Source organism: Pusillimonas caeni (assembly GCF_003545815.1).
Classification (GTDB): domain Bacteria; phylum Pseudomonadota; class Gammaproteobacteria; order Burkholderiales; family Burkholderiaceae_B; genus Pusillimonas; species Pusillimonas caeni.
This window is the reverse complement of sequence record NZ_PDUW01000001.1, coordinates 633,958-651,962: the sequence shown is the minus strand read 5'-3', so window position 1 is coordinate 651,962 and position 18,005 is coordinate 633,958. Positions and strand designations below refer to the sequence as shown.

The 18,005-nt window shown below is 65.9% G+C and carries 16 protein-coding genes; 1 reads left to right on the top strand and 15 read right to left on the bottom strand.

All coding sequences use genetic code 11. The features are described from left to right. Positions 1-7: 7 nt before the first annotated feature. From CSC67_RS03060 to CSC67_RS03015, 10 genes are all read right to left on the bottom strand, one after another. A complete protein-coding gene (locus CSC67_RS03060) occupies positions 8-1,285 on the bottom strand; it encodes an MFS transporter (protein ID WP_209304252.1) in 1,278 nt (425 codons plus the stop codon). 8 nt (positions 1,286-1,293) lie between these two features. Beyond that, on the bottom strand, positions 1,294-2,022 hold the full coding sequence (locus tag CSC67_RS03055; protein WP_118993023.1) for an SDR family NAD(P)-dependent oxidoreductase: 729 nt from the start codon (positions 2,020-2,022) through the stop codon (positions 1,294-1,296). Continuing rightward, entirely contained in the window at positions 2,019-2,834 is an 816-nt protein-coding gene (locus CSC67_RS03050; protein WP_118993189.1) for a cyclase family protein, read from the bottom strand. Before CSC67_RS03050 ends, CSC67_RS03055 begins: the two co-directional genes overlap by 4 nt. A gap of 64 nt (positions 2,835-2,898) precedes the next feature. Further along, positions 2,899-4,140: an SDR family NAD(P)-dependent oxidoreductase gene (locus tag CSC67_RS03045; protein ID WP_118993022.1), complete on the bottom strand. Its 1,242-nt coding sequence runs from the start codon at positions 4,138-4,140 to the stop codon at positions 2,899-2,901. After that, positions 4,137-5,312: a thiolase family protein gene (locus CSC67_RS03040; RefSeq protein ID WP_118993021.1), complete on the bottom strand. Its 1,176-nt coding sequence runs from the start codon at positions 5,310-5,312 to the stop codon at positions 4,137-4,139. Before CSC67_RS03040 ends, CSC67_RS03045 begins: the two co-directional genes overlap by 4 nt. Beyond that, positions 5,309-6,940: an AMP-binding protein gene (locus tag CSC67_RS03035; RefSeq protein ID WP_118993020.1), complete on the bottom strand. Its 1,632-nt coding sequence runs from the start codon at positions 6,938-6,940 to the stop codon at positions 5,309-5,311. Before CSC67_RS03035 ends, CSC67_RS03040 begins: the two co-directional genes overlap by 4 nt. Positions 6,941-6,958: 18 nt before the next feature. Then, positions 6,959-7,453, bottom strand: a complete 495-nt coding sequence (locus CSC67_RS03030; RefSeq protein ID WP_118993019.1) for an aromatic-ring-hydroxylating dioxygenase subunit beta — start codon at positions 7,451-7,453, stop codon at positions 6,959-6,961. Next, the gene (locus tag CSC67_RS03025; protein WP_118993018.1) at positions 7,450-8,781 is read right to left on the bottom strand and encodes an aromatic ring-hydroxylating dioxygenase subunit alpha; all 1,332 of its coding nucleotides are present in this window, start codon (positions 8,779-8,781) and stop codon (positions 7,450-7,452) included. The genes CSC67_RS03030 and CSC67_RS03025 overlap by 4 nt, the downstream gene beginning before the upstream one ends. 49 nt (positions 8,782-8,830) lie before the next feature. Then, on the bottom strand, positions 8,831-10,381 hold the full coding sequence (locus CSC67_RS03020; RefSeq protein WP_118993017.1) for an indolepyruvate oxidoreductase subunit beta family protein: 1,551 nt from the start codon (positions 10,379-10,381) through the stop codon (positions 8,831-8,833). Between the two features lie 10 nt (positions 10,382-10,391). After that, on the bottom strand, positions 10,392-12,770 hold the full coding sequence (locus CSC67_RS03015; protein WP_118993016.1) for a ferredoxin family protein: 2,379 nt from the start codon (positions 12,768-12,770) through the stop codon (positions 10,392-10,394). Positions 12,771-13,063: 293 nt separating this feature from the next. Here CSC67_RS03015 and CSC67_RS03010 point away from each other — a divergent pair, with 293 nt between their 5' ends. After that, the gene (locus tag CSC67_RS03010) at positions 13,064-13,501 is read left to right on the top strand and encodes a MarR family winged helix-turn-helix transcriptional regulator (protein ID WP_118993015.1); all 438 of its coding nucleotides are present in this window, start codon (positions 13,064-13,066) and stop codon (positions 13,499-13,501) included. Positions 13,502-13,504: 3 nt separating this feature from the next. Here CSC67_RS03010 and CSC67_RS03005 read toward each other — a convergent pair whose 3' ends face one another. Genes CSC67_RS03005 through CSC67_RS02985 form a run of 5 tightly spaced genes read right to left on the bottom strand, consistent with a single transcriptional unit; the run spans position 13,505 to position 17,796 of the window. Continuing rightward, complete coding sequence (locus CSC67_RS03005) at positions 13,505-14,839, bottom strand: sulfite reductase subunit alpha (RefSeq protein WP_167752733.1); 1,335 nt, start codon at positions 14,837-14,839, stop codon at positions 13,505-13,507. Positions 14,840-14,841: 2 nt separating this feature from the next. Beyond that, on the bottom strand, positions 14,842-15,807 hold the full coding sequence (locus CSC67_RS03000) for an FAD:protein FMN transferase (protein ID WP_118993013.1): 966 nt from the start codon (positions 15,805-15,807) through the stop codon (positions 14,842-14,844). Positions 15,808-15,811: 4 nt separating this feature from the next. Continuing rightward, positions 15,812-16,615, bottom strand: a complete 804-nt coding sequence (locus tag CSC67_RS02995) for a DUF4198 domain-containing protein (RefSeq protein ID WP_118993012.1) — start codon at positions 16,613-16,615, stop codon at positions 15,812-15,814. A gap of 30 nt (positions 16,616-16,645) precedes the next feature. Then, positions 16,646-17,164 (bottom strand): DUF2271 domain-containing protein, encoded by a 519-nt coding sequence (locus CSC67_RS02990; RefSeq protein ID WP_118993011.1) that lies wholly within the window; start codon positions 17,162-17,164, stop codon positions 16,646-16,648. 2 nt (positions 17,165-17,166) lie between these two features. Continuing rightward, positions 17,167-17,796, bottom strand: a complete 630-nt coding sequence (locus CSC67_RS02985; protein ID WP_118993010.1) for a PepSY-associated TM helix domain-containing protein — start codon at positions 17,794-17,796, stop codon at positions 17,167-17,169. Between the last annotated feature and the right edge of the window lie 209 nt (positions 17,797-18,005).

Sequence of the window (18,005 nt, the reverse complement as noted above, 5' to 3'; positions counted from 1 at the left end):
CGCGGGCCTAAGAGCGCCCCCTCGGGGGCGCAGCGAGCGGGCGTGAGCCTGCGCGGCGTGGCGGCTTTTTTCCCAGGCGCAGCAATGAAACGCCCACCAGGCCGATGGGCAGCAGCGAGGCCAGATGCAGGGCGCTCCAGCCCAGCCGCTGCAGCAGCGAGGCGGCGGCAACGGAGCAGACCGTCGCCATGATGAACATGGCCAGGTCGTTGACGCCCTGCACCTTGCCCCGCTCCGGCGGCGTATGGGTGGCGGACAGCAATACCGCGCCGCCGACGAACAGGAAGTTCCAGCCCAGGCCCAGCACGATGCGCGAAGCCACGTAGACAGGCAGTGTCGAACTCACCGCGCCGATGACCATGGCCACGCTCATGCAGACGGCGCCCGTCCAGAGGATGGGAAGCAGGCCGATGCGGTTGATCAGCACGCCGGTGAAGAAGGCCGGAATGAACATGGACAGCATCTGGCTCTGCACGACCACCGTGATGTCCGTCATGCCGAAGCCCTGCGCCTGCATGCCCAACGGGGTCACCGTCATGTACAACACCATCAGCGAAAAACTCACGGTGCCGGCCAGCACGGCGGGGACAAAGCCTGCATGGCGGGCGATCACCGTCATAGGACGCGCGGCGTCGGCTTCCCGAGGCGCATCGCCGCCGGCGGGGACCTTCAGTCGAAGGAGCAGGGCGGCGGCAAGCAGGGACACCGTCAGCGTGACCAGGAACGGTTCGCCGAAGGGTACCGAGGGAAGCAGCCCCAGCGACGCGCGCGCGTTGAGCGGACCCAGGACGGCGGCCACCACGCCGCCGGTCATCACGAATGAAATGGCGCGGCTGCGAAACGCCGTCCGCGTCACGTCGGCGGCGGCGAAGCGGTAGTACATCGCAAAGCTCTGGTAGATGCCGATCAGGAACATGCCGGCGCAGAACAGGGCGAAAGAGGGACGGGCGACGCTCGCGAGCATCAATATGCTGCCCAGCACCCCGCCCGCCGCGGCTCCGAGGATGAAGCCGGCGCGCCGGCCTATGCGCTTCATCAGCAGCGAGGCGGGAAGCGTCGTCAGCACCGTGGCGAACATCATCAGGGCGATGGGCAGGGTGGCCAGGCCGGGGTTGGCGCTGAGCTGCAGCCCGATGACGCTGGCCAGGGTCATGACCGTGATGGTCGTGATCGTGAACAGGCTCTGGCTGCTCGCCAGAATCAGGACGTTGCCGATCTCGGCTCGGGTGGGCTGGGAGGTTTGCCGTGCCGACGCATCCGCCGCGGGTCGAGGGCCGGTTGACACGCAGGAGCCTAGATCGTCACCGAGCTGACGCTGGCGCCCCCGCAGACGTAAAGCGTCTGGCCGGTGATGAAGCTGTTGGCCGGATCGCAGAAGAACATCACGGCGCGGGCCACATCGTCGGCCCTGCCCAGGCGTTGAACCGGTATGCCCTTGGCGATGTTGGCTTCCCTTTCGCTGCCCGCCGGAACGACGTCATAGAACATGTCGGTCTGGATGGGGCCCGGGGCCACGACGTTCACGGTAATGCCCTGGGCCGCCAGTTCCAGCGACCAGGTGCGGGCCATGCCTATCATGCCCGCCTTGGTGGCCGAGTAGGCGGTGCGGGTGGGCACGCCCAGCGCGCCGCGCGACGACATCAGCACGATGCGGCCGAATTGCTCCTTCTGCATGTGGGGCAGGCAGGCCTGGGCGATCTGTATGGCCGAGCCCACGTGGATCTGGGTCAGGCCCTGCAGGTCTTCGAGCTGCACTTCGGGCAGCAGCTTGGGCCAGATGACGCCCGCGTTGTGCACGAAATGCGTGATGGGAAAGCGCTGCGCGGCTTCGGCGGCGGCTTGCTGCGTGGCCTGCGGATCGAGCAGGTCGACCGGAATGCTGTGCAGGCGCTCATGGCTGAAGTCGGGCGCGCGGCGCGCCATGGAAACGACCTCGTAGCCCGCATCGAGCATCTGGCGCACGATCTCGGCGCCGATGCCGGCGCTGCCTCCGGTGACGATGGCGGTATGGGAAGTGGTCAACGCGATTCTCCTGGATTCTGGCTGGGCGCGGCGCTGGGCACCAGGGCCAGCACGCGCAAGGGGCTGCCCGAACCGCTGCGTATCTTCAGAGGCGCCGAGAAGATCACGGCGCCCTTGGGCGGCAACTGGTCCAGATTGGCCATGCATTGCAGCCCGTAGCGGTTGTTGCCGTGCATGTAGTAATGGCAGGGATAGGGCGGATCCAGATGCTGGGCCTGGCCGGCGTCGGTGCCCACCGATTCGGTGCCGAAGCCATGCACGTCGCGCTCTTTGATCAGCCAGGGGACGACATTGCCGTCCGGGCCGGGCGAATGGGCGCCCTCGTCGTCCATGTTCAGGTAGTCGTCGGGCTTGTTGCGCTTGGACCAGTCGGTGCGCATGAAGACCCACGACCGCGCCGGGATGCGGCCGTGGACGGCCTCCCATTGCTCGACGTAATCGATGGTCAGCAGGAAGTCGGGATTCTCGCGCGACTCTTTCGAGCAATCGATGACGCAGGCCTCGGCGATGAAGGCCTCGATGGGAATGGTGTCGACCGTGTTGTTGGGCTGGTCCTTGCCGCTGACCCAATGCACGGGCGCGTCGAAGTGGGTGCCGGTGTGTTCGGAACACGAGAAATTGTTCCAATACCAGGCGGGGCCGCGCTCGTCGTAGCGCGAGATCTCTTCGATGCGGAAAGGCCAGGCCTGGCCGAACTCAGGCGGCAGGACGATGGTGGGAAACTCGGGCGTCAGGGTTTCGGTCAGGTCGACGATGCGTATCCTGCCCGACAACAGCTCGGTCATGAACTGGCCCAGCACGGAGGTCGTCATGGTGGTTCCTTCGGATAGTTGCGTGCTCATGCGGTGCTTCCAGTTTGCGTGGGGCCTTGCGGCATCAGGCGCCCAGTTCCCGCTCGAGGGCCTTGGGGTTGTCGGCCAGGCGGGCGCGGAACTCCTGCGCCACGTCGCCTACGTAGACGTCTTCGACGCCTTCTTTCAGCGCGCCGACGATGGCGCGCGCCAGCGCGGCGGGGGCCACGCGCGGCGGCGGCGTCAGCTGTTCCCATTCGTAGTCGATGGGCCCCGAGAAAACATTCACCACCCTGATGCCGGAAGGGCGGAACTCGTTGCGCAGGCATTGGCTCATGGAGAGCGCCGCCGCCTGCGAGGCCGACCAGATGCCTTGCGAAGGCAGGCTCATGTGCGCATAGATGGACAGGATGTTGACCCAGGCGACCGCGCTGTTGACGCCGTCGGAGGCGCGCCCGGCCATGCCGGGGCCGAAATGCTGGGCCAGGCGCATCAGGCCCACGCAGTTCATATTGAACGAATCCTGCGCCTTGACGAGATCGCGGTTGTACAGCAGGCCGCCATCGCGTTCGTAGAGGGCGGTGTTGACCAGGATCTCGACCTTGCCGCCGATGGAGCGCGAGACGCGTTCGACCGAATCGGTGTCGGTGACGTCCAGCGCCTGCACCTGGACGCGGGGGTCGGCGCACAGCGCGTCGAACTGCGCCGATTTGCGCCAGGAGGCCGGGTCGCCCACGAACACCATGGTGGCGCCGGCATCGAGCAGGGCCCGCACGACGGCCATGCCCACGGCCGATTTGCCGTCGGTGACGAGGGCGCGACGGAATTTCGGGTCGCACGAAGTCTCGCGCAGTGTCTTGTCGTCTTCCATGTGGGGAGTGGCCTTGTGGGGGAGTGCGATCATGACGGCCTGGCCGCTGCGATCGAGCTTGAGGCTGAGACGCACGGCCTGGCCTTCCTGGCAGTCGCCATGTACGTGGGCCACCACGCTGGGGCCGACATCGAGCTGGACGGTGCCGACGCGCCAGGGCAGGCGCTCGCGGAAATACAGATCGTTGCTGTGATGCAGGGTGGTGGTGGCCAGCAGGCGGCCGGACGGATCGACCGGCTGCCAGCGCAGCTGGTCCGACAGGCAGGCGTGGCACACTTCGCGCGACGGGTACTGCACCGCCGAGCAGGCCTGGCATACCTGAAGGTCGAAGCGGCCCAGGGCCGCCGCGGCGGTCAAGCCCTGGGCGCGCCGGCTGCGGCTGGCGGGCGGATGGGTGGGCCGCCGCGTGCGTGCGATGGGATCTTTCTTGCGCGGCTTGCTCAATGGCTCGGTCATGCGTCGCTCCTGGCCAGCAGGGCCGCGGCGGTGCACAGGCCGCGGTCGTAGTTGATCATGCCGAAACCGCTGACCAGCCCGATGCGTGCGTCGGCCACTTGGCGCGGGCCGGCGGCGCCGGTAAGCTGCAACAGGGTCTCGATCATGCCCAGGTAGCCCCCGGAGGCGCCGGCCTGGCCGACCGAAAGCTGGCCGCCGTTGGTGTTGAAGGGAAAGCTGCCGTCGACGGTGAAGCTGTGCCGGCGCACGAACTCGGGGCCGGCGCCCTTGTCGCAAAAGCCCAGGTCCTCGATCTGCATCATGTTGATGACGGGATAGTCGTCGTAGGCCTGCATCAGGTCCACGTCTTCGGGCCCCACGCCCGCCTGCGCATAGAATTCGTCGCGGTCCATGGTCCAGCCGCCGCGCATCTGTATGGGGTCTTCGACCCAGGCGTTATGCCTTTCGATGGTGGACAGTATGCGCGCAAAGGGCAGGTTCAGCTCGCGGGCCCGTTCTTCGCGCATGACGAGAAAGCCGTCGGCGCCGGCGCAGGGCATGACGCAGTCGAACAGATGGATGGGGTCGGCGATGACGCGCGAGTCCAGGTACTGTTCGAGCGTCAGCGGCTTCTTCATGAGCGCGTTGGGGTTGAGCTGGGCGTTGGCGCGCTGCGCCACGCACAGCTTGCCGAAGTCCTCGCGCGTGGCGCCGGTTTCGCGCATGTAGTGGCGGGTCAGCAGGGCGAAGCTGGCATTGGGGCCGCCCGCGCCGTAGGGGTAGACCGCATCCTGGGCGAAGCGCGAGAACTGGCTGACGGTATGGCGGAAGGAGTCGACGTGGTTGGTGTCGCCGGCGATGCAGGCCACGATGTCGGCGTCCCCGCTTTGCACCGCGCGCGCCGCCCGGCGCAGGCCGATCACGCCGCTGGCGCCGCCCATGGGAATGTGGTCCAGCCAGCGCGGCGTCATGCCCAGATGCTGGGTCAGCCCCACCGCGGTGTCGGGCGCCAGGGTGAAGCTCGAGACGCACAGGCCGTCGACCCGCTGCTTGGCGACCCCGGCCCGGGCAATAAGGGCGCCCAGCGCCTTGCCCAGCCACCAGTGGGCGCTGTCTATGGAGTAGCGCACATAAGGAACGGTGATGGGCGCCGCCGCCACCACGCCGTCATAGCCCATTCGGCCGGGGCTCATGTCGGCGTTTCCTGTCGTTTCTTCATGTCCCGGGTGTCGATGCAGCGCGCCGTGCCCGGCAGGGTGGGCGCGAGGTTCTTGAGCTCGCCGCGCTGTATCTTGTTGGTGGCCGTGAGCGGCAGCGCATCGACGAAGGCCACGTAGCCCGGCGCCTTGTAGTAGGCCAGCTGGGACAGGCTCCAGGCGACGATGTCGCGCGCCAGCTCGCCCATGTCGGCCTGCGAGGGAGCGGGCTCGCAGACCAGGCAGGCCAGCACTTCGTCGCCGCGCAGGGCGTCGGGCACGGCCGCCACGGCGGCCGCCTTGATGGCCGGATGCTGCAGCAGCACGCTTTCGACCTCGACCGCGGCAATGTTCTCGCCACTGCGGCGAATCACGTTCTTTTTGCGATCGACGAAATGCAGATAGCCCTGCTCGTTGCGCCGGACGATGTCGCCGGTGTGGAACCAGCCGCCCTTCCAGGCTTCGTCGGTCGCCTCGGGGTCTTTCAGGTAGCCGGCAAAAAAGCCGAAACGCGCATTCTCGCCCGCATGCCGCACCAGCAGCTCGCCGTCCTGGTTGGGGCCCACCGGCTGGCCGGCATCGTCGACGATGCGCACCAGCACGTCGTCTTCTTCCTTGCCGAAGCAGCTGCTGCCGATGAAGCGCGGTTCATGGTTGGCGATGACGACGGCGCCCGAGCCGGTTTCCGTCATGGCCCAGGCTTCGAGCAGCGGAAAGCCGAAGCGTTCTTCGAACGCGGCATGCAGGCTGCGATCGATGCCTGCGCCGAAGCCGAAGCGCACTTGATGGCGGGTGTCTTCAGGACTGGGCTCGGCCTTCATCAGGATGGCGGGCATGACGCCAAGATAGTGCACCACGGTGGCCTTCGATTCGCGCACGGTGTCCCACCAGCTGCGCGGATGGAAGCGGTCGAGCGGTATGAGGCAGCCGCCCGTGACCACCATGGCCATGGTCGAGCAGGCCATGGCGTTCATGTGAACCAGGGGAAGTGGGGTCAGCATGCGCTCCATGCCGGGGCGCAAGGCGGCCAGGCCGCCCACATTGGCGTACCAGTTGCCGCAATGCAGATAGTATTCGTTGGGCAGGATGCAGCCCTTGGGACGGCCGGTGGTGCCGGACGTATACAGCAGGCCGCATTCAGTGTCGATGTCGGGTTCGCGGCCGGCGTGGGGCGGTTCGAAGGCGGGCGGCGGCGGCGCGTCGCCGTCGGCGATGATGCCCACGGTCCGGCCGGCGGCCTCGGCCGCCGCACGCAGGGCCTCGTGATGGCTGGGCAGCGCTACCGCCAGAACGATTTCGGAGTGGCCGATGAGGTACTGCAGTTCGGCGGCGCGCAGGTCGGCGTTGATGGGCACCACCGAGACGCCCAGGGCATTCAGGGCGAACCAGTGCAGAAAGAAGGACGGCCGGTTCTCGAGCAGCAGGCCGACGCGATGGCCGTGGCCGTAGCCCGCTTTTTCGTAGGCCAGCTTGAGTGCATCGATGGCGTCCAGGGCATAGCGGTAGCGCAGTTCGCCCGAGGCGATGCCGTAGATGCCGGCCGTTTCAGGCACGATGTGAAGAAAGGGATTGTCCGGCCACTGTTGCGTGGTGGCCGAAAATGCCTGATATACGGTCGAGGTCAAGATGCGGGCCCCTTTTTGTTACATGAGAAGTTGAATGCTGCGCATGGCGGAGTCGCAATTGACCAGATCGACGCGCTTTTGCTTGATGCGCAGCCCGTCCTCGGCCGCGATCAGCTGATGGACCGACCAGCCCGCGAAGAGCGTCTGCTGGTCCTGGCGTGCCTCGACATAGTGGAAAGCCGTGCGCACCACGTATTGCCCCCGATCGGGGGCGTGCCACTCGTGCCCGGTTTCGATCTCGGGCCGGGCCAGCAGATGATGGCTGCGGCTCTTGGGCTGCTGGGAGAAGGTGCGCTGGCCCGCCAGGCGTTCGACACGCACGCGCAGCAGCAGCTTGTCCTCATACAGCAAAGAGGCATGCAGGCGCGGATCGGTCTGTCCGTGCGCCAGCGGCATCCAGTAATAGCCGTCTTCGGTGAACAGCTCGAGCCAGGCCTCGAATTGCTGTTCGTCCAGCATGCGCGCCTCGGCATAGACGAAATCGACGAGTTGCTGGTCGGTGATGGCGCTCATGCGGGCTCCTTCTGTTGCATGTCGGCGGTCATGTAACGGGCCCAGGCGCGATACTGGTTGCGCATCTGCCATTCGTTGGTGCCGTTGGTGACTTCGTTCTTGCGGCCTTCTTCGGTGGGGTCGTATAGGCGCGCCACATTGACCCAGTCGCGGCCGCGCGAGTGCAGGCCGTGCTGGGCGCGCTCGTAGACCTCGTGGTCGTCGTGGCCCACCATGGAAGTGGGCGCGTTGATGAGGCGGTTGTACATCAGCGTGCGCTCCAGCAGCTTGTCGGGCGCGCCCACCAGGCGGAAGGTCCAGGACTCGACCAGGGTCTTGTTGGGCGCCAGCGGCTTGAAGATGCGCAGGGTCTGGATGGGACCCTTAACCATGATGTTGGGGAAGTAGGTGGTATTGTGGCGCACGTCGCCCAGGATCTGCTTGGCGCGCTCCTCGCCATAGGCCTTGACCATGCTTTCCTGGTAGCCGGGGATGTCGGAATAGGCCGCGTGGATGGAGTCGCTGACCCCGGTATGGCCGTGGCCGTTTTCCCAGACCCGGATGCCCATGCCTTCGAAGAACTCATACGACGAAATGAAGGGCGCGAACTGCTCGACCGCCATCGGCTTGGGCGTGCCCTCGGGGGCCTCGTTCCAGACCCGCACGGCGGTGCCGGCGGAAGACTCGTGGGCCACCATGGGGTGGCAGGTGTCGGTCTGGTTGTCGACCAGCATCTTCCAGTTGCAGTCGTGCATATAGCGCAGCACGCCGCCGGCGACTTCCAGCTTGCCCTCGGGAGAACGGTCGACCATGTTGTCGAGCGTGCTGAGCGATTCGCCGAAGAATTCCTCGAAGCTCTGGCCCTCGGGGCTCAGGCGGCAGAAGATGAAGTCGCGGTGGTTGCGCACGTTCTCGACCTGGGCCATGCCTTGCGAGGCTTCTGTCTGCTTGAAGACGTCGGGGTCGTAGCCGCGCTTGAGAGGCAGGGCCAGCAGGGCGCCGTCGGTCTTGAACGACCAGGCGTGATACGGACAGCGGAAGAACTTGCCGGTATTGCCGCAAGGGTCGTTGACGACCATCACCCCCTTGTGCGGGCAGCGATTGTGCAGCACGCGCACGGTGTTGTCGTTGTGCCGCACCATCACCACCGGCTGGTCGCCCACCGTGGTGGTGAAGTAGTCGCCGACATTGGGCACCTGGCTGGCGTGGCCCACATAGACCCAGGCATTGGCGAACAGATGCTCCATCTCGAGCTGGAAGATCTCGTCGTCGATGAAGAGGTCTTTGTGGACTTCGGTGGGGCGCACCAATGCCTGTATGGCTTCGGGGTTGTTGCGATAGCTCATGATAGCCTCGTCGAGGACAATGGCCCGTGCCTGTCGAGGGCACGGGCCAGGGTTATGCCGCCAGCTTCAGGTCTTCGGCCAGCATGGTGTCCAGCTTGGTGCCCTTGTCGTCGGCCAGCGCGGCCTCGCGCAGTTCGCGCAGGCGCTGGGCGGCGTCGGGGCGTCCGCGCAGATCGGTGGCCGCCGCGATGAGACGGCGGTACTTGCTTTCGCCGCGCTCGTGCGTGTCGCTATAGCCCTTAACCAGGCGCCGGCAGTTCACGATCTCGACGGCCAGGTCGTAATCGACCGGCACGGTTTCCTCGATCAGGCGCAGCCAGGCCTCGAGGCTCTTGAGCTCGATGCGGTGGCGCAGGGTGCTGCGCCGGAAGCGGCGCATGCCGGCCAGGGTGTACAGCATGAGAAAGCCCGACAGAGTGCCGCTTTGCAGGAAGCGGCCCTTGCGGCAGAAGCGGCCCAGCAGGCCGCTGGCGAACTTGGAGTTCTCGACCCAGCGCCCCAGCGGGGCGGGCATGGTGCCGCACAGTTCTTCCACCCGGGGATGCATGTATTCGGTGGTGTACAGCAGCTGGTCCGACTTGGCGCCGACTTCGCCGCGCACGCGTTCGAAGCGCGCGGCACGGGTCTTGAGGTCGGCCACGCGGATGACGTCGTCGTAGGCCATGGCCACGGCCACGTAGCGGGCCGCCGCGGTGGTCAGCGCCCAGCCCTTGGCCTGGCCGCCGTATTGTTCGTCGAGCTTGCAGAGCGCGCGGACGCGGTCCAGGTATTTGGCGCCGTAGGCCGGGTCCTGGAAGTCGATGGTGCGGCGCAGGCCGGCCACCAGCATGGACTGGGCGACGGCGGGGAAATTCTGGCGCAGATCGTCGAGCAGTTTGCGGATGCGCGGATGCGAGGCCGTGTCGGGCACCTCGGGCGCCGGCCTTTCGGTATCGACGCGGGCCGGCACCGCCGGGGCGTTGGCGGCCGCCTCCAGGCCCAGGGCGAAGGCCCGCAGGCTGGCTTCGACGCCCACGCCGCCGCGGCGGATGGTTTCTTCGAAGTCTTCGCGCGTGAAGGGCAGGGTGCCGCTGCCGGCGACGGCCCCGAACAGGCTGGCGCTGATGACGCTGCCGGCCTGGTCGGCCAGGGCCTGCAGGTCGACGCAGATGAAGCGCTTGGAGGCCGCCTGGCCGGCTTCGATGACTTTGTTCGAGTCGGCGATGCCGTTGCCCCGCGCCGATTTTTCGCCCACCGCGTAGCTGCGGTGCGAGGATGAAATGAGGGTGCTGCGGTCGGGGGTGACCAGGCCGCGCTGAATGGCCCGGCCGCCTTCCATGAGTTCGGCCGCCACCACCAGGTCGACGTCGCCCGGGGTGGGCATCATGGCCAGCGCGGGCGGCCTGCCGGCCGCTTCGACCTCGGACTCGGGCAGCATTTCGACGTAGTAGATGGTGGCGCCCGTGCGCTGGGCGACGCCCGGCACCGAGGTGGTCTGCGCCCACCATCTGGCGTGCTCGGCCATGTCGACGATCCAGTCGGCCAGGACGCCGCCGCCCTGGCCGCCCATGGCCAGGATGGCGATCTTGATGGGCGAACCCACGTGGAATGTAGTGCTTGTCATGGCTCGGCTCTTAGAACGAATATTGATTCAGGCGCTGGCTGCGGCGCGATTGCAGCAGGCCGATGACGCGCTGGCGCACCTTGGCCTTGAACAGATCCCACTGAGTCGGGTTATGGATGAGGTCGGCCCGGTAGAACGAGGGGCACAGCACGGCGGCATGGGCGACTTCGCCGCAGTTGCCGCAGCCGACGCAGGTGTTGTCGACGTGGGCGATGGGGTCTTCTTTGAGGGGGTCGCCGCTGTCTTTGATGGTGAGCGACGGGCAGCCCGAGAGCCGGATACAGGCATGGTCGCCGGTGCACACGTCGGGGTCGACGCCGAAGCGCTCTTTGACGACCCGCTTGCCTTCTTTGACCGCCGCGCGGAATTGCGGCTTGAGGCGCCGCTGCTTGTTCAGCATGCACTCGGACTGGGCGATGATGACCTTGGGCCCTTTTTCGGGCGTGGTCAGCGCTTCTTCGATGGTGGCCTGCACCTTCGAGACGCTGTAGGTGCGGTCGAGCACGCGCACCCATTTGACCCCCACGCCCTTGACGGCGTCGACGATGGGGTTGTTGGTGGCGCGGCTTTTGTTGAAGGCGCGGGACGAGAGAATGTCCTGCCCGCCCGTGGCGGCGGCATAGAAGTTGTCGATGATGATGATGACGCCGTCGTACTTGTTGAAGACGGCGTTGCCGATGCCCGAGGCCAGGCCGTTGTGCCAGAAGCCGCCGTCGCCCATGATGGAGATGGAGCGCTTGGACGAGGGCACGTTGAAGGCCGCCGCGCTGGAGGCGCCCAGGCCGTAGCCCATGGTGGTGGCGCCCAGGTTGAACGGCGGCAGAATGGAAAACAGATGACAGCCGATGTCGCAGGCGATGTGGTGTTCGCCCAGTTTTTCCTGAGCCAGGCTAAGCGCCGAAAACACCGGGCGCTCGGGGCAGCCGGTGCAGAAGCCGGCGGGCCGGGGCGGCACCACCTGGGCCAGTTCGCTGACCTGGCGCTGGAAGTTGATGGGCTGTACCGAAGGCTTGCGCGCCACCTGGTCCACCTGCATGGGCTGGACCCGGGGTATGACGGTGGGCGCGGCCCGCAGGGCATCGCCATTGGCCGCGCCGCCGTCGCCGGGATGGTCTTCTTCGATGGCCAGGTCGCCGTCTTCTTCGACCTCGGGCATGGTGGCGGTCGCCGTGGCGGTAGCGGTGGCCTCGGTCGAGGGGGCGACGACCGACAGGCCGGATGGGGGCGCTTCAGCCGGCGCCTCGATGACGGGCAGGGATTCGGGGTGGTGCTTCTCGAGGAAGGCCTGCAGGCCGTCGCGCATGACGGCGGTGGTGTATTCGCCGGCCACCGGCAGCACGCCCTTGCCTTCCAGCAGGGCATCGACGCCGCGCTGGCGCAGGATGGTGGCGATGTTCTGCTCGATGTAGTTGGGCTGGCCCTCTTCGAGCATCAGCACGGCCTTCTTGTCGCGACAGAACTCGGCGACTTCGTCGTCGATCACCGGATAGGTGACGTTCATGATGTACAGCGGAATGCGGCTGTTGCCGAAGTGGTCGGCCAGGCCCAGCAGCTGCAGGGCGCGGATGACGCCGTTGTACAGGCCGCCCTGCAGGATCAGGCCGATGTCCTTCAGGTCGCCGTCGATGAATTCATTGAGTTTTTTCTGCTTGATGAATTCGACCGCCGCGGGCCAGCGGTTCTTGACTTTTTCTTGTTCGTGCAGGAAAGAGGCCGGAGGCAGCACGATGCGGCTGACGTCGCGCTCGGGATTGTCGAGCGCCTGCGCCAGGGTGTACTGGGGGCGCTTGTTTTCTTTGGTGATGAAGCGGCCGTGCACGTGGCAGCTGCGGATGCGCAGTTGCAGGATCACCGGCGTGTTGCTGGCCTCGGAAAGCTGGAAGCCGTCTTCGACCGCGTCGACCATGCTTTCGAGGTTGGGACGCGGGTCGAGCAGCCAGATCTGCGACTTCATGGCAAAGGCGTGGGTGCGCTCCTGCATGATGGACGAGCCTTCGCCGTAGTCTTCGCCGACGATGACCAGCGCGCCGCCCTTGACGCCGCCCGAGGCCAGGTTGGCCAGGGCGTCGGAGGCGACGTTGGTGCCGACGGTGGATTTCCACGTAACGGCGCCGCGCACGGGATACATCACCGACGCGGCGAGCGTGGCGGCGGCCGTGGCTTCGGAGGCGCTGGCCTCAAAGTGCACGCCCAGCTCTTCCAGGATGTCTTGCGCGTCGGCCAGCACGTCCATCAGGTGCGAAATGGGCGCGCCCTGATAGCCCGCGACGTAGCTGACGCCGGATTGCAGCAGGGCCTTGGTGACGGCCAGAATGCCTTCGCCGCGGAATTCTTCGCCGGGGGCGATGCGAAGCTGCTGTACTTCTTTCTTGAATGAACGTTCTGCCATGGTGTCTCCACAAAGAGAGAGGGGGGGTTCTACCGGCAGCGGTAAAGCATAAATACCGGAGTCGCCGCGCGGAAATCGCCGGCTTTTCCAGTTAATTTAGGTTTGACGTAAAGCGCTGTCAATAAAAACATGAAAATTCATGGATTATAGAAATTTAATTTAAAGAACAGGTGCTTGTGTATCAGGGCAAACCATTACATTGACGCCTCTTTTCAATTGGAATACGATTTTCGCGGGATGGAAACCGGCTCGCGGAGCCCGTCCGCGGCACTGTGGCCGACAAGGAATATTCTATGCAAAATGACGGCGCGCAGCCTCGATTCGTACATCGCTACCTGGCGTCCGTGCTGGCGCTGGCCAGCCACCGAATCTCCGAGGAATTCCACAAAGAGGTGCGCAAGGCCGGCCTTACCGTGACCGAGTGGCGGGTGCTGGGCAGCCTGATCGAGGGCGAGGGCGAGACGGTGGGCGAATTGGCTGAACTGGCTGTTACAAAACAGCCCACCCTCAGCAAGGTGCTGCCGCGGCTGGAGTCCGAGGGCCTGGTCACCCTGAAGACCTCCCGCGTCGACCGGCGCCAGACCCTGGTCAAGATCACGCCCAAAGGCACACGGCTCATCAGCGGCCTGTGCGACCGGGCCATGCAGCACCAGCATCGACTGCTCGAAAAGCTAGACCCCGATCACGCCGACCGGCTGGTCGACATGCTGCGCGACATCATCAAGCGCTGAAGTTCAGTACACGTCGCGGCGATAGCCGTGTCGCTGCACCAGCGCGTCGTAGCCATAAAGGCCCAGAATGTCTCGCAGGGCCTGGTCCACATCCTGGGCCATGCCGTCCTTGCTGCCGCACACGTACAGCACCGCGCCGCGGCCCGCCCATTCGCGTAGGTCGGCGGCCGCTTCGCGCAGCAGATGGTGGACATAGCGCTTTTCGGCCTGATCGCGCGAGAAGGCCAGGTCCATGCGGCGCAGCCTGCCCTGCCGCAGCCAGGCTTCGAGCACGTCGCCCCAATGGAAATCGCCGGCGCGCGTGCGCTCGCCGAAGACCAGCCAATTGTCATGATGGCCGCGCTCCACCCTTTCCTGCAGCAGCGCCCTCAGCCCGGCGATGCCCGTGCCGTTGCCCACGAAGATGGCCGGACGGTCGTCCTCGGGCGCGCGAAAGAGCGGATTGGACCGTATGTGCAGGCTGGCAGCGCCGCCCGGCGCCAGTTCCGAACCCAGCCAGCGGCTGCCCAGCCCCAGGGATCCATCGGGCCGCCGATGTTCGCGCACCAGCAGCCGCAGCACGCCTTCGGCGGGGGTCGATGCGATGGAGTATTCGCGGTGTTCCCCGCTGTCGCCGATCTGTATCTTGGCAATGTCGCCCGCCCGCCATTCGAGGGGCGCGCCTTCCGCGGGACGCCAGTGCAGTTCATGGCAGGGCTGTCCCGCGCCGGAGGGATTCGAGGTGCTGCGTTCGACCAGTGTCCAGGCATCGAAGCGCACGTCGGCGTCCAGTTGCACCTGGAACAGGCGGGAAAGCTGTTCGCTCCAGGCGGCGAGCGCGCGCGGATCGCCCCGGTCGACCCGTATCGTGTCGAACAGCAAGGTGGCGTCCCGGCGCTGCAGCCATTCGTCCAGCGCCATGCCGAAACCGCAGAAGTGGTGGTAGCTGCTGTCGCCCAGCGCCAATATTCCGGCGCGAAGCCCGCTCAGCTCCACGCCGTCGGATTCGGGGGCCAGCATGCTCGCATGAAAAGCCTGGGCCATGTCCGGCGCATCGCCCTCGCCGTAGGTGCTTACGATGAACAGTACCTGTTCGTAGCCGGCCAGTTGGTCCGGCATGACACGGTCTATGGGCAGCAGGACGGCCTGCCGGCCCAGGGCTTGGACGGTGCGCTGGGCCAGCTCGATGGCGGTGCCGGTCTGGCTGGCGTAGACCACGGCGGTGCGTGCGCGGTCATGGGCGGTGCCGGCGGGGATGGTCGCCGCGGCGCGCCGCCTGGCGGGCCTGATCAGGGTGAACCAGGTCAGCAGCAGCCAGGCCGCGACCGCTGCAAGGGCGGATAGGACTTCAAGAGACATGATCAAGCGGTATTGGCTCCGGCCAGGTCGGCGAACTCGTCTGTCCATTCGACCGCGAAATCGGCGTCGTGCCGTGTCATGAACATGGCCGCGAGGCCTTGTCGCCGGGCGTATGAAGGGCCTGCCTCGGGGCCCAGGGAAAGCAGGGCGGTGGCCAGGCCGTCGGCCGCCATGCATTGCGCATGGATGACGGTGACCGACACCAGGTCGTCGGAAAGCGGCGCGCCGGTGCGCGGATCCAGCGTATGGGCATAGCGCCGGCTTTGATGCGTGAAATAGCGGCGGTAATGTCCCGAGGTGGCGATGGCGGCGTCGCCCAGCCTGACGGGCAGCCGGTCGGGCCCCAGTCCGGGCGACTCGATTTCCACTTCCCAGGGGGCGCCCGACGGGCTGAGGCCGAAAGCCTTCAGCTCTCCGCCCAGTTCCGCCAGGCAATGCCGCACACCGGCCTCGGCCATCACGCGCGCTATCTCGTCCACGCCATGGCCTTTGGCGATGGAGGACAAGTCGAATTGCAGGCCGCCGGGCTGCCAGACGCCCCGGTATTCGGCATTGAGTTCGGTGCGTTGCCAGCCGCTTCGTGCCAGGGCCGCATCGATGGCGGCCTGGGAGGGCGGCGAGTCGACGGGGCCCGGCGGGCCGAAGCCCCAGAGATCCACCAGGGCGCCCACAGTGGGGTCGTAGGCGCCCTCGGTGGCCGCCGCCAGTTCCAGGGCCTGCTTCAGCACGCCGAAGAACGCCGGCGCAACCTGATACCAGCCCGGCTCGGCGCGGTTCAGCCTGCTGATGGCGCTGTCTGCATCCCAGGTGCTCATCTGGGCCACGATCTCGTCCAGCGCGGCTTGCACCCGGCCCTGCAGGCGGCGCCTGTCCAGGCCCGGATCGAGGAACTTCACCGACCAGGTGGTTCCCATGCTGGCGCCGCCCAGCGATGCATAGGCTTGCGAGGCGGCGTCCGTGCTGCTCATGGCTTTACTGCGGCAGGACTTCGAGCGTGGCCACATAGGAAACGGCGCGCTCGCTGGCAGCCTTGATCGACGTTTTGGAGTCCTTCAGGTCGGCGTGCAGCCAGTACAGGCCGGCCTGGGGCCACTTGACTTCGAAGCGGCCCTGTTCGTCGGTCTTGACGGCGATCTCTTCCACCGAATCGCGATAGCGGCTGCCGTCCCGAACGATTTCGACCTCGAGGTTCTTGGCCGGTTCGCCATCCAGGGTGAGCACGAACTGGGCGGTTTCGCCCGCATACAGATCGTTGGGATGGGTGTCGCCGGAAAGCGCCAGGCCTTTCTTCACCTGTTCGAGCTCGGTGGGATTGCCTTTAGTGGCGAAGGTCTCGATGCGATCGACGCGCTCGAGCACCACGAGGTCCTGGGCGTTCTTGGGCACATTCTTTTCCAGGCCTTCGGCCTTGCCGAACCAGCGCTTGTTCGCATCGCCTTCTTTCCAGCGAGCGAAGACGCCGCCGTCCGAAGCCAGGGCGATGCGATAGGTTCCGTCTTCAGTCAGCTTCACGTCGAAGACGCTGCGCAGCTTGCCTTCGAATTCGTTTTCCGCCTTGACGCTCTTTCCGGTGGGTCCGGTAATGGCGAGGTTGTTCAGCGCGAGGCGGTTATGGTTGTAGTAGAACTTGTCGTTCCCTGCCCCTGCACTGACGGTGATATAAGTATCGTCGCCGGACAGCACCGTGGACGAGGGTTCGAGCCAGCGATCGTGGGCGAAAGATGTGGCGGGTACCAGGAGGGCGGCCGCGAAAAAGGCTGGGATGATGCGCTTCATGGGGTTCTTGCTCCGAAAAGTGGAAAAGGGTCAGGGTGTAACGGTGGCCTGGATGCGGCCGAGTTCGCTTTCGCCTTGGGCGTCGACTGTGGCGGCCTGCGGCCAGGCCAGGGGCAGGCGCAGCACTTCGCGGCCGCCCTTTTCGCGCGAGGCTTCTACGATCACTTCATAGTCGCCCGCCGGCAGGTCGGCCAAGGCCGGATGCGTGGCGGCGACCTGGATGGTGTGCTTGCCGGCCGCCTGTGTGGCGCCGGTCACGCCGTCGGCCAGTTGGTCCTGGCTGCGGCCGCTCATGCGCCACCATTGCCGCAGGTCTTTCAGCCACTTCTTGCCTTCTTCCTTGGGCATTTTGTAGTCGTACCAGACGGCGATGTCGCGCACGGTCTGGCGGTCGGCGCTTTGCAGCCACACCGCGACATAGGGGCGATGGTATTCCGCCACCTGGATGCGCGGTATCTCGACTTCGATGGCGAGGCCGGCGGCATGGAGAGGGGCGGTATAAACGCCTGCCAGTGCGCAGGCCAGCGTGGTTTTCAGCGATAGTTTCATGGTTAGTGCACCCATAGCAGCATGAGGATGAGGGGTATCAATACGCCCAGCCCGGTCAGGGGCCAGGTGGCCTTGCGGTTGGCCGCGTGCATGGTCATCAGGAACAGGCCCGTGACGGCGAACACCAGACAGGCGGCGGCGAACACATCGATGAACCAGCTCCAGGCGGCGCCGGTATTGCGGCCTTTGTGCAGGTCGTTGAAGTAGGCGACCCAGCCCCGGGCGCTGCGTTCGTATTCGACCTCGCCGTCCGGCAGGCTGACGACCAGCCAGGCATCCGCGCCCGGCTCGGGCAGGCCCACGTAGATTTCATCGGGGGAATACTCGGCCGCGCGGCCCCTGATATGTATGTTCAATTGCTGGTCCAGCCATTGCTCGGCCCGCGCTGGCAAGGGGCCCTTGTCCGGGCCGCCGGCGCGTTCGGCAAGCACCGCCAGAACCTCTTCCGGCATCGTGGCGGTCAGGGTCTCGACCTTGGGACTGGCTTCGATCCACGCGGCGTTGTTCAGCGTGATGCCCGTGGCGGCGAACACGATCAGCCCGGCCAGGCTGAGCGCGGCGCTCATCCAATGCCATTGATGCAAGGTCTTCAGCCAGTACGAACGGCGCTGCGGTGAGGAAGAAGCTTTCATGCCCCTGGAGTCGGCGAGTGACGATCTGGCATTCTACATCAAACAATAATGATTATCATGTAGGTTTGATTGCGCGCAGATGCGGGCATGGGGATTGCGGGCTCGTCAACAAGGAATGTAACGAACTTTTGGCCCTGTCCGGGGTCTTAGAGTTAGCACTCGCGCATCGAGAGTGCTAATATAATTTATCTGTTGTTGATCCAACATCC